Annotated in this window: 9 protein-coding genes and 1 tRNA gene; 6 read left to right on the forward strand and 4 right to left on the reverse strand. The window is 60.5% G+C overall.

What is annotated here, in order from left to right; all coding sequences use genetic code 11:
* Positions 1 to 6 precede the first annotated feature (6 nt).
* The 4 genes from ASE26_RS14915 to hpnC form a co-directional block, all read right to left on the reverse strand.
* Entirely contained in the window at positions 7 to 792 is a 786-nt protein-coding gene (locus ASE26_RS14915; protein ID WP_057246490.1) for a DUF1700 domain-containing protein, read from the reverse strand.
* A 126-nt stretch (positions 793 to 918) separates the two neighbouring features.
* The gene (hpnE, locus tag ASE26_RS14920; RefSeq protein ID WP_057246491.1) at positions 919 to 2,265 is read right to left on the reverse strand and encodes a hydroxysqualene dehydroxylase HpnE; all 1,347 of its coding nucleotides are present in this window, start codon (positions 2,263 to 2,265) and stop codon (positions 919 to 921) included.
* Positions 2,258 to 3,091: a presqualene diphosphate synthase HpnD gene (gene hpnD, locus ASE26_RS14925; RefSeq protein WP_057246492.1), complete on the reverse strand. Its 834-nt coding sequence runs from the start codon at positions 3,089 to 3,091 to the stop codon at positions 2,258 to 2,260. Before hpnD ends, hpnE begins: the two co-directional genes overlap by 8 nt.
* A gap of 38 nt (positions 3,092 to 3,129) precedes the next feature.
* Complete coding sequence (gene hpnC / locus ASE26_RS14930) at positions 3,130 to 3,954, reverse strand: squalene synthase HpnC (protein ID WP_057246493.1); 825 nt, start codon at positions 3,952 to 3,954, stop codon at positions 3,130 to 3,132.
* 166 nt (positions 3,955 to 4,120) lie between these two features.
* Between hpnC and ASE26_RS14935 the strand changes: the two genes are divergently transcribed.
* From ASE26_RS14935 to clpX, 6 genes are all read left to right on the forward strand, one after another.
* Positions 4,121 to 5,194 (forward strand): efflux RND transporter periplasmic adaptor subunit, encoded by a 1,074-nt coding sequence (locus tag ASE26_RS14935; protein ID WP_229207097.1) that lies wholly within the window; start codon positions 4,121 to 4,123, stop codon positions 5,192 to 5,194.
* Positions 5,191 to 8,277 carry an efflux RND transporter permease subunit gene (locus ASE26_RS14940; protein WP_057246494.1) on the forward strand — a complete coding sequence of 1,029 codons (3,087 nt, stop codon included), beginning with the start codon at positions 5,191 to 5,193 and terminating at the stop codon, positions 8,275 to 8,277. Before ASE26_RS14935 ends, ASE26_RS14940 begins: the two co-directional genes overlap by 4 nt.
* 181 nt (positions 8,278 to 8,458) lie before the next feature.
* A tRNA-Leu gene (locus ASE26_RS14945) sits at positions 8,459 to 8,545 on the forward strand.
* 34 nt (positions 8,546 to 8,579) lie between these two features.
* The gene (tig, locus tag ASE26_RS14950; RefSeq protein WP_055927913.1) at positions 8,580 to 9,917 is read left to right on the forward strand and encodes a trigger factor; all 1,338 of its coding nucleotides are present in this window, start codon (positions 8,580 to 8,582) and stop codon (positions 9,915 to 9,917) included.
* A 57-nt stretch (positions 9,918 to 9,974) separates the two neighbouring features.
* Complete coding sequence (gene clpP, locus ASE26_RS14955; protein WP_055927915.1) at positions 9,975 to 10,592, forward strand: ATP-dependent Clp endopeptidase proteolytic subunit ClpP; 618 nt, start codon at positions 9,975 to 9,977, stop codon at positions 10,590 to 10,592.
* Positions 10,593 to 10,726: 134 nt separating this feature from the next.
* A complete protein-coding gene (gene clpX / locus ASE26_RS14960) occupies positions 10,727 to 11,995 on the forward strand; it encodes an ATP-dependent Clp protease ATP-binding subunit ClpX (RefSeq protein ID WP_055927918.1) in 1,269 nt (422 codons plus the stop codon).
* Positions 11,996 to 12,225: the final 230 nt, after the last annotated feature.

Consider the following 12,225-nt stretch of genomic DNA (forward strand, 5'->3'; position numbering starts at 1 on the left):
TTCCTTTCAGCGGCCGCGCAGCAGCGCAACATTCATCTGGATGTAGCGTTTCAGGCCGATCAGCGAGTAACGCGTCACCACGATGCTGGCCAGGCTCAGGACGATGCCGAGCAGTATCAGGCCGATGCCGACAGCGGTCTGCGTGGCGCGCGATTCGTTATCGAGGTCGGAGATGATGTGCACGCCGCCTTCGGCCATGGCTTCCGCACCTTCCAGCCACTTCTCGGATTTGCTGTCCGCCTCATCCCATTCCTTGCGCAGGCCGGCCGAAGGTTCCTGGAACACCTCGATGCCGTGGTCGCTGATCGCAATCTTGGTTTGCATGCGGGCGTCGACCTGGTCGCCTGCGTCGTCGAAAATGACAAGGTGGCGCAGCGGGCCGGTCAGGACCAGCTCATTGGCGCCGGCCAGGCCGGTTGCGGTAATGGCAATGCCGCTGATGTAAAAGGCGAAGGCGCTGGCGTAGATCGATACCAGCAAAGCAGAAAAGACTGCTGCCGGCACCACCATGAAGAGGTTGAAGATGCCAAGGCCAATGAGCGAGAGCAGCATGCGGGCCAGGGTGGCCGGATTGCTCTTTTGCTCGAATGCGCTGCGGTGGGCGTTGGCGCGCAGGGTCATGGCGATCTTGCGCGGCTCGTCCAGTTCGGCCGCGATTTCCTCTTCAGTCCTGCCGGCGGCCAGGCTGTCGATAAAGCGCTGTTCGTAGTAAGCCATCGTCCTGGCCGCCACCTCGGGCGGCAAGCCGGCGAGGGCTTTTTTCAGTGCGTCAAGGTACTCATGCTTGCTCATTAGAAACTCAAGCCTCCGGTTGTTCCATGATCGCACTGTATCGTTGGCACCAGGGTGGCTCCAGTTGTTTACGACAGGATGCAGAAATGGGGGAGCAGGCGACTGAAATGCGGGACAGGCGGGACATCAAACTTTCGCTTTCGCGAGCAGGCGGGCGGCTTGTACGCCGCTGCGGACGGCCATTTCGAGCGTTGCAGGGTAGTCGCCGGCGGTATAGTCGCCGGCCAGGACCAGGCCTTTCGCCGGAGTTTCGTTGGCGGGGCGCATCAGGCCCGGCGTGCAGGCGTAAGTGGCGCGTTTTTCGGTGATGACTTTGCTCCAGGCCGGCTGCGCGAACTCTGGCCGCCGCAGGTCGGCCGCCAGTTGCGCCGCCACTGCTGCCGTCAATACATCCTGAGGCAGGCCGGCCGCGTCGCTGGAAGCGCTGATCACGACGGCAAACAGGCCGTCCTGCCGGGCATCGAGCTGGCCGCGATCAAAGACGAATTGGCCCCAGCGCTGGCTTGCAGGATCGTCAACCAGGGCAAGGAACGGGATCTCCAGGCGCGTGCCGGGGGCATATTGCAGGTAGCAGGTGGTGATCGGCTCGGGCTCGAACGCGGCCAGCCGGCTTGCCAGTTCGGCAAAGCCAGGCATGCCTTCAACCAGTGCGATGGCCGCGCTGGACGAGGCGGCGAGCACGACGCCGTCGAAATTGCCGCTCCAATCGCCGCCAACGGCCGCGCCGCTCGCCTCCACGCGCCAGCTGCCGGCGGCCGCTCGCAGGGCGGTGACTTTAGCGCCCAGGTGGATGGTGTTGCCCTTTGCCTGCAGCCAGGCTGCCGCGGCATCCGGGAAGAGGGCGGAAAGGTCGGCGCGCGGCAGCAGCATATCGGAGGCGGCGCGGCGTGCGCCAAGGCTGTCGCGCAGCACGGCAAGGAATACCTGTGCCGATGCGCGTTCCGGCGGCGTATTCAGCGCGGCCAGGCACAATGGCCGCCACATCAACGTCACAAGGCGCGGCGTCTGGTCGAAGCGTTGCAGCAGCTCCGCCACGCTGCAATCATTGTTCAAACGCCAATCCATCCAGCGTGCGGTAGTGGTGAAGCGTGCCAGCGCCATCTTGTCCTCGCGCGCCAGGCCGCGCGCGCGCAGCAAGGCGATGCCGACATGCAGCGGCGCCGGCAGGCGTGGGGCCAGGAAGTCCATGCCGTCGCCGCCAAGCGGATAGCGCATCTGCAAGGGCAGGGTGAGGACGGCCGAGCGTAAATCCACGCCAACGGCGCGCATGATGCGCAGCGATTCGGAATAAGCCCCCAGCATGATGTGCTGGCCGTTATCGAGCTCGCGCCCCTCGAAAGCGACGCGCCGCGCCCGCCCGCCCAAAGTGCGGGCAGCCTCGAAAACCGTCACCTGGTGACCAGCCCGCGCCAGTTCGACGGCGGCAGCAAAACCCGCCCAGCCGCCGCCGGCTACCGCAAAGTGCTTAGCCACGAACCCAGGTCTTCCAGGCCAGCCACAGTTTGCGGATAGGTGTCAGCGAAATGCGTTGCTTGAGGACGTGGTAGCCGTCCTCTTCGATCTCGTTCAGCAGGGTGCGGTAAATCGCTGCCATGATCAGGCCCGGGCGCTGGGCGCGCCGGTCTTCCTTCGGCAGCAGTGCAAACGCTTCGTCATAAGCCTTCTGCGCGCGCGCCACCTGGAATGCCATCAGTTTCGAGAAATTTTCGGTCTCGCGCGCGTTCAGCAGGTCCGCCGCAGTCACATTGAACTGCTGCAGCTCATTGACCGGCAGGTAAATGCGGCCTTTGCGGGCGTCTTCGCCCACGTCGCGGATGATATTGGTGAGCTGGAAGGCATGGCCCAGCTTTTCGGCGTACTGCAGCGTCTCCGGGCGGGTCACGCCGAAAATCGACGCCGACAGAATGCCGACTACGCTGGCCACGTGCCAGCAATACTTCGACATGCCCGCGTAATCCAGGTAGCGGGTCTGGTTCAAGTCCATCTCCATGCCATCGATGATGGCCTGCATATGCTCTTGCTTCAGGTTGTACACGGCAAGATGCGGCTGCAAGGCTTGGGTGACAGGGTGCGACTGCTTGCCTTCATACATCTGGGCGATTTCGTTGCGCCACCAGGCCAGCTTGATGCGCGCCAGCGACTCGTCGCTGCATTCATCGACGGTGTCGTCAACCTCGCGGCAGAAGGCGTACAGTGCCGTGATGGCGCGGCGGCGCTCCGGTGGCAGGAACAGGAAGCTGTAATAGAAACTGGAGCCGCTGGCGGCGGCCTTCTGCTGGCAGTATTCGTCGGGGGACATGTTCTTATGGCTTGGGTAATGCTGACAAAGGCGCTATTTTATAGTGAAGAAGGCTTCATCCGAAGCGCGCGCCATAAAAGCTTGAACCAATCGCGCTTTTGCAGCGTCGGACGACGCAGGAAAACGTCGTAATCGACTTCCTCGATTGCCTCCAGGATGCGCAGGCCGCCCTGGACCACCAGGCGCAGCTCCAGGCCTATGCGGCCTTTCAGGCGGCAGGCCAGCGGGGCGCCGGAAAGCATCAGGGCGCGGGCACGGTCGACCTCGAATTTCATCATGGCGCGCCATTTTGCCCTGTTATCGGGGCGCGCGAGGTGGGCCGGCGACAGCGCATAGCGGGCCAGGTCTTCCATTGGCAGGTAGATGCGCTCCTTATGCTCGTCGATCGCCACATCTTGCAGGAAGTTGATGAGCTGCAGGGCGGAGCAGATGGCGTCCGACTGGCGGACATTCTCTTCACTGGCGGCGCCGTACAGGTGCAGCATCAGCAGGCCGACCGGGTTGGCCGAGCGGGCGCAGTAATCCAGCAAGGACGCGTAGTCCTGGTAGCGGTGCACCACAATGTCCTGCTTGAAGGCGGACAGCAGGTCGTAGAAGGGAGGCAGCGGCAGTTTATGCTGTTCGATGACGGCAGCCAGCCGCTCGAACATCGGTTCATGGCCGCCTTCTGCGCGTTCGATGCGGCCCAGCGCTTCTTCATAGGCGGCCAGGGCCGCCAGGCGCTGTTCGGGCGTGGCGACGCCTTCGTCGGCGATATCGTCGGCGCTGCGGGCAAAGGCATAAATCGCCTCCACTGCCGGACGCAGCCGGCGCGGCATCAGGATGGAAGCGACAGGGAAATTCTCGTAATGGTCAACGGACATAGAGGTGCTGTTCTAAATTAATGACGCGAAAGTCATTTGCAAGTTCGGTTGACCCGGCTATAATTTTTTCTTACTAAACGGAAAGTCAGTTAGTTCCAAACGGGAAATAATAATGGCAAACATGCACTCCCGGCAATTGCCAGAGACACTAAAAAGGAATTCCATCGTGTTCGTAGCGAAAAAACTCCCCCTGGTTGCGGCTTGCGCTTTGCTGCTCGCAGCCTGTTCGAAAGAAGCCCCCAGGACCGAAGACATCCGGCCGGTGCGCGCCATGGTGCTGCAAAGCTCGGACATCGATGTGAATGCCGAATTCTCCGGCGAAGTCCGTTCGCGCGTCGAATCGCGCCTGGGATTCCGGGTCGGCGGCAAGATTATCTCCCGCAAAGTGGATGTGGGGAGCGTGGTCAAGCGCGGCCAGGTCCTGATGGACCTTGATCCCCAGGATTTGAAGCTGTCGCAGGCGCAGTCCATGGCTGCCTTGCGCGCGGCGGAAACCACGCGCGACCTGGCCAGCGCGGAATTGAAGCGCTACCAGGAGCTGCGCGACAAGAACTTCGTCAGCCAGGCTATCCTCGATGCCAAGCTGTCGGCCTATAAGTCGGCGCAGGCGCAAGTCGATTCGGCGCAGGCGGCGTATCGCGGCATGTCCAACCAGGCCGGCTACGCCAGCCTTGAGTCGGACATCGATGGCGTAGTCACCGCGGTCGATGCGGAAGTCGGGCAGGTGGTGTCGCCCGGCACGCCGGTCGTGCGCGTGGCCAAGACCGATGAAAAGGAAATTGTGTTCGGCGTGCCTGAAGACAAAGTCGACACCCTGCGCGCCATCACGGACGTGCATGTGCGCCTGTGGGCCAGCCCGGGTAAAACCGTGATAGGCAAGATCCGCGAGATCTCCCCGGTGGCCGATCCCTTCACCCGTACTTATGCCTTCCGCGTGTCGATTCCCTCCAGCCTCGCCGAAGCCAAATTGGGCATGACTGCGCTGGTGGCTTTTGCCTCGCGCACGCCGCAGCCGCAGATCAAGGTGCCGTTGACGGCCTTGTTCCATGAGAAGGCCGCGACCTCCGTGTGGGTGGTTGAAAACGGCGTCGTGCGCCTGGTACCGGTCACTGTGAACGGCGTCTCGGGTAACGAACTGGTCCTGGGCAGCGGCGTGAAGCCCGGCCAGACGGTCGTTACCGCAGGCGTCAACCTGCTGAAGCCTGGCCAGAAGGTAACCATACTCGGAGCTGCTAAATGAAGGGCTTCAACCTTTCGCGCTGGGCGCTGGAGCACATTCCGCTCACGCGCTACCTGATTGCGGTGCTGCTGCTGGGCGGCATGCTGGCGTACAAGAACCTGGGGCAGGATGAAGATCCGCCGTTTACCTTCCGTTCGATGGTGGTGCAAGCCTTCTGGCCCGGCGCCACCTCGCTGCAGATGGCCGAACAGGTCACCGACAAGCTGGAAAAGAAGCTGCAGGAAACGCCGTTCATTCACGAAATCACCAGCTATTCGAAACCGGGCCAGACGCTGATCATTCTCAGCCTGCGCGAGTCGACTCCGCCCAAAGAGGTGGCCCAGGCCTGGTACCAGGTGCGCAAGAAAATCGGCGACATCCGTTCGACGCTGCCTGCCGGCGTGCAGGGCCCCGTTTTCAACGATGAATTCGGCGATACCTATGGCTCGATCTTTGCGCTGTCCGGTGACGGCTTTAACTATGCGGAGTTGAAAGACTACGCGGACCTGGTGCGCCAGCAGCTGCTTGGCGTGAAGAAGGTGTCCAAGGTCGAACTGTTCGGCGTACAGGACGAGAAGATCAATATCGAGTTCTCGCACAAGAAGTTCGCCCAGCTGGGACTGACCATCGAGCAGATCGCCAACCAGATCGCCACCCAGAACGTGGTGGAGGCGACAGGCGTTGTGGTGACGCCGACCGACAACCTGCAAGTGCGCGTTTCCGGCGCGCTGCGCACGGTCAAGGACCTGGAAGAGCTGGAGCTGCGTGCCAATAACACGACCTTCCGCCTGGGCGACTTCGCGACCATCAAACGCGAATACCTCGATCCTCCGCGCGACAAGATGCGCTTCAACGGCAAAGAGGTGATCGGACTTGGCGTGTCGATGGAGAAGGGCGGCAACATCATCCAGATGGGCAAGGACCTGGAGAAGACCGTCAACGCCATGAAAACCAAGCTGCCGGTCGGTATTGAACTGGAGCGCGTGTCGGACCAGCCGGCCGCGGTTACCGCGTCGGTGGGCGAATTCCTGCATACCCTGATCGAAGCGGTGCTGATCGTGCTGGCAGTGAGCTTCGTTTCGCTCGGCCTGCATACCAAGCCCAAGCTGCGCCTGGATACGCGTCCCGGCCTGGTGGTGGCATTGACCATCCCGCTGGTGCTGGCGGTAACCTTCCTGTTCATGCGCATACTGGACATCGACCTGCACAAGATCTCGCTGGGCGCCCTGATTATCGCGCTCGGCCTGCTGGTCGACGACGCCATCATTGCCGTTGAAATGATGGTGCGGAAGATGGAGGAGGGCCATTCGCGGCTCGAAGCGGCGACCTTCGCCTACACCTCCACGGCCATGCCGATGCTGACCGGCACCCTGATCACCGTCGCAGGCTTCCTGCCGATCGGCCTTGCCGCATCGGCGGCAGGCGAATACACCTTCTCGCTGTTCTCGGTGAATGCGATTGCGCTGGTGACTTCGTGGATCGTGGCCGTGGTGTTCACGCCCTACATCGGTTACATCCTGCTGAAGGTGAAGCCGCACTCCGAGGGCGGCGGCCATCACGAGCTGTTCGATACGCCGGGCTACCGCAAGTTCCGCTCCATCGTGAACTGGTGCGTGGAATACCGCAAGACCACGATCGTGGCCACGCTGGTGGTGTTCTTCCTGGGCGTGTACGGCTTCAAGTTCATCGAGAAGCAGTTCTTCCCGGATTCCAGCCGCCCGGAGCTGATGGTGGAGATGTGGTCGCCGGAAGGCACGGCGTTCGCGCAGACCGAACGCCAGGCGAAGAAATTTGAAGAGTTCATCCGCAAGGAGCCGGGTGTGGCCAGCGTGACGACCTATGTCGGCACCGGCAGCCCGCGCTTCTACCTGCCGCTGAACCAGATCTTCCCGCAGACCAACGTGTCGCAGACCGTGGTGCTGGCGAAAGACCTGCGTTCGCGTGAAGAACTGCGCAAGAAGATCAGCAATGTCTTCAAGACCGACTTCCCGGAAGTGCGCGGCCGCGTGCAGTTGCTGCCGAACGGCCCGCCGGTGCCATACCCGGTGCAGTTCCGCATCACGGGTACCGAGGTGGAAGGTGTGCGCTCGATTGCCGACCAGGTGAAGGACATCGTGCGCGCCAACCCCAACGCGGTGGGCGTCAACGACAACTGGAACGAATCGATCAAGGTGCTGCGCCTTGACCTGGACCAGGACAAGATGCGTGCGCTGGGCGTAACGTCGCAAACCGTGATGCGAGCGGCGAACACGATCCTTTCAGGTACGCCGATTGGACAGTTCCGCGAAGGTATCCGCCTGATCGACATCCAGGTGCGCCAGCCGCTGGACGAGCGCAGCACCATTGCGGTCCTGAACGACACTTACATTCCGACCAATAGCGGCCGTTCGGTGCCGATCTCGCAACTGGCGCGCGTGCATTTCGTCTGGGAGCCGGGTGTCGTGTGGCGCGAAGGCCGCGAATGGGCGATTACCGTGCAGTCGGACGTGGTGGAGGGCGTGCAGGGGCCGACCGTGTCGGGCCAGATCAATCCGAAGCTCGATGAGCTGCGCGCCAAGCTGCCGCCGGGCTACGAGATCAAGGTCAAGGGCGCCGCTTCGGACAGCAGCGCAGCAGAGGAGTCGATTGCCGCCAACTTGCCGCTGGCCGTGTTCATCATCTTCACCTTGCTCATGCTGCAGCTGCACAGCTTCTCGCGTGCGCTGCTGGTGTTCCTGACCGGGCCGCTGGGCGTGGCCGGGGCGGCGATGGCGCTGCTGGTGATGGGAAGGCCGCTGGGCTTTGTCGCAAACCTGGGCATTATTGCGCTGTTCGGCATGATTATCCGTAACTCGGTAATCCTGGTGGACCAGATCGAGCAGGATATCAAGGCCGGGGTGCCGGCATGGGATGCGATCGTGGAATCGGCGGTGCGGCGTTGCCGGCCGATCATCCTGACCGCGGCGGCGGCAGCGCTGGCCATGATTCCGTTGTCGCGCTCCGTGTTCTGGGGGCCGATGGCGGTGGCGATCATGGGTGGGCTGATCCTGGCGACCGCGCTGACCTTGCTGTTCTTGCCGGCTTTGTATGCGGCGTGGTTCCGTGTGCCAAAACCAAACCGATAAGCAGTGCCTGACCCTGCGGGTCAGGCATCGGGGTTGCCGGTTTTGCCCAAATGTTGCGCATAACGCAAAAAACCACTTCCGCACTCCAGAAACACCGTATAGAATGCCGGGTTGAAGTTGAAAGCCCCGGGCGACCCCGTTTTCACTGTAAGGTCGCCCTTTGCTTTTGTGCAAATATGCCGCGAGGATGGCGAAATTGGTAGACGCACCAGGTTTAGGTCCTGACGCCAGCAATGGTGTGGGGGTTCGAGTCCCCCTCCTCGCACCATAAGTACACTTATTTTTATTGGACGATTTTTACAATGGCCACTGCAGTTGAAACCCTGGGCACTCTCGAACGCCGCATGACGATTTCCTTCCCACTGTCGGACGTACGTTCCGAGGTGGAAAAGCGCCTGAAAGTACAGGCTCGCTCCGCACGTGCTCCTGGCTTCCGTCCAGGTAAAGTGCCAATGAAGATGGTTGCCGCACAATACGGCTACCAGATCGAAACCGAAGTGCTGAACGACAAAGTCGGCCGCGCTTTCAACGATGCCGCCAATGAAAACCAGCTGCGCGTTGCAGGTTTCCCACGCATCGAGCCAAAACAAGACGCACCGGAAGGCCAATTGTCCTTCGACGCAACGTTCGAAGTGTACCCGGAAGTCGAAGTTGGCGACCTGACCAAGGTTGAGATCGAAACCGTCAAGTCCAACGTGACCGACGTAGAAATCGACAAGACCATCGACATCCTGCGCAAACAGCGCGTGCACTTCCACGTGAAGGGCGAGAAGGGCGAACACGGCGACGGCGGCGAAGCTATCGCTGCCAACGGCGACCGCGTGACCGTGGACTTCGTCGGCTCCATCGATGGCGTTGAGTTCCCAGGCGGTAAAGCCGAAGGCTATCCGTTCGTGCTGGGCGAAGGCCGCATGCTGCCGGAATTCGAAGCCGCGACCGTCGGCCTGAAAGTTGGCGAAGCCAAGACCTTCCCGCTGTCGTTCCCAGAGGACTACCATGGCAAGGACGTGGCTGGGAAAACCGCCGAGTTCACCATCACCCTGAAGAACCTGGAATGGGCGCACCTGCCGGAAGTCGACGCGGAATTCGCTAAGTCGCTGGGCGTGCCTGACGGCGACCTGGCCAAAATGCGCGAAGACATCAAGGTGAACCTGGAGCGCGAAGTTGCCGGCCGCGTCAAGGCGCGCAACAAAGAAGCCGTGATGGACACCCTGGTGAAGACCGCGACCCTGGAAGTGCCACAGTCGCTGATCGCACAAGACACCGAGCGCCTGGCGGAAATGACCCGCCAGGACATGGCTCAGCGCGGCATGAACGTAAAAGATGTACCATTCCCTCCAGAGCTGTTCAAGGACAAAGCCGAGCGTCGCGTACGCCTGGGCCTGATCCTGTCCAAGCTGGTGGCTGACCAGAACCTGCAGGCTACCCCTGACCAGGTGAAGGCGCAGATCGAAGACTTCGCGCAAAGCTACGAGGATCCACGCGAAGTGCTGAAGTACTACTACTCCGATCGCCGCCGCCTGGCTGAAGTCGAAGCTCTTGTATTGGAAGAAAACGTCGTTACTTACGTCCTGGGCCTGTGCAAGAACGTCTCGAAAGAAATTCCTTTCGACGAACTCATGGGAAGCGTACAAGCTTAATAGCTTGATATCATTCGACGCCGGCCCCGAGCCGGCGTTGTTTTCAAAGGAATTGGAATGAATCGTAATCCCGCACTCGATACGGAAATGCTCGGCCTGGTGCCGATGGTGATCGAACAAAGCGGCCGCGGTGAGCGCTCGTACGATATCTACTCGCGCCTGCTGAAGGAACGCGTGATCTTCATGGTCGGTCCGGTCAACGACCAGATGGCCAACCTGATTGTCGCCCAGCTGCTGTTCCTGGAAAGCGAAAATCCGGACAAGGACATCTCGCTGTACATCAATTCCCCTGGCGGTTCCGTTTCCGCGGGCCTGGCGATCTTCGACACCATGCAGTTCATCAAGCCTGATGTGTCGACCCTGTGCACCGGCATGGCCGCTTCCATGGGCGCCTTCCTGCTGGCCGCAGGCGCCAAGGGCAAGCGTTTCTCGCTGCCGAACAGCCGCATCATGATTCACCAGCCGTCCGGCGGCTCGCAAGGCATGGCGTCGGATATCGAGATCCAGGCGAAAGAGATCCTGTACCTGCGTCATCGCCTGAACAGCATCATGGCAGAACGCACCGGCCAGTCGATCGAACAAATCGCCAAGGATACCGACCGCGACCGCTTCATGTCTTCGGACGAGGCAGCGGAATATGGCCTGATCGACAAAGTCTTGACCAGCCGCGCATAAGCGTCCTTGCAAGTCGACGCCCGGACGCTACAACGTTCGGGCGTTTTGCTTTTATTTCGGGTAGCATGTGGTTGTGCGCAGGATTTCTTGCTTGTGCGCACGGCAAATTTGCACCAAAACTAAAGATTAGTCCCATGTCAGAGAAAAAATCCTCCAGCGGTGAAAAACTCCTTTACTGCTCGTTCTGCGGCAAAAGCCAGCACGAGGTGAAGAAGCTGATTGCCGGCCCGTCCGTCTTCATCTGCGATGAATGCATTGACTTGTGCAATGACATCATCCGCGACGAGACCTCCAGCATCGAATCTGTCACGGGTGCCAAGTCGGACCTGCCGACCCCGCTGGAAATCACCGAACTGCTGAACCAGTACGTGATTGGCCAGTCGACTGCCAAGCGCATCCTGTCCGTGGCGGTGTACAACCATTACAAGCGCCTGAAACACCTTGGCAAGAAGGACGACGTTGAACTGGCCAAGTCCAACATCCTGCTGGTGGGCCCGACCGGCTCCGGCAAGACCCTGCTGGCCCAGACCCTGGCGCGCATGCTGAATGTGCCGTTCGTGATCGCCGACGCGACCACCCTGACCGAAGCCGGTTATGTGGGCGAAGACGTGGAAAACATCATCCAGAAGCTGCTGCAAAGCTGCAACTATGATGTTGAAAAAGCACAGCGCGGCATCGTCTACATTGATGAAATCGACAAGATTTCCCGTAAGTCCGACAACCCGTCGATCACCCGCGACGTTTCGGGTGAGGGCGTGCAGCAGGCGCTGCTGAAGCTGATCGAAGGCACCATGGCTTCCGTGCCACCGCAAGGCGGCCGCAAGCATCCGAACCAGGATTTCGTGCAGATCGACACGACCAATATCATGTTCATCTGCGGCGGCGCATTTGACGGCCTGGCCAAGATCATCTCCAACCGTTCCGAAAAGTCCGGCATCGGCTTCGCGGCGGAAGTGAAGAGCAAGGAACAGCGTTCGAACAGCGACCTGATGCTGGACGCCGAGCCGGAAGACCTGATCAAGTTCGGCCTGATCCCTGAACTGGTGGGCCGCCTGCCGGTGGTGGCGACCCTGGCCGAACTGACCGAAGAAGCCCTGATCGAAATCCTGGTCGAGCCGAAAAATGCGCTGGTCAAACAGTATTCGAAGCTGCTGGAAATGGAAGGCGCCGAACTGGAAATCCGTCCTGCCGCCTTGCACGCCATCGCCCGCAAGGCACTGGCTCGCAAGACCGGTGCCCGCGGCCTGCGTTCCATCCTGGAACACGCGTTGCTGGACATTATGTTCGACCTGCCAAACCAAACGAACGTCACCAAAGTCGTTATCGATGAAAATACGATCACCAGTGGCGCAAAACCCCTCCTGATTTATCAGGAATCCCCCAAAGCTGCAGGGGAAAATTAAATAGGGTTTTGAATCCCTGAGGCAAGGCGTTACAATCGGTCTCAATAACCATAACGCCGGCTTCAGTCGAAAAGCCACTCGCGATCACTCGTCGCGCGTGGCTTTTTTTGTTCTGAATCGGCATTAAGTTAGAGTAAAACTGCATTTTCTCAAAGCAAATATAATTGCAGCATAGGGCTTGTGAATTGGCCGCTGGGGCCTATATCAGAATCAAGCTTTTAAAATAAGGT

It is taken from the genome of Duganella sp. Root198D2 (genome assembly GCF_001428585.1).
Lineage (GTDB): Bacteria > Pseudomonadota > Gammaproteobacteria > Burkholderiales > Burkholderiaceae_D > Rugamonas.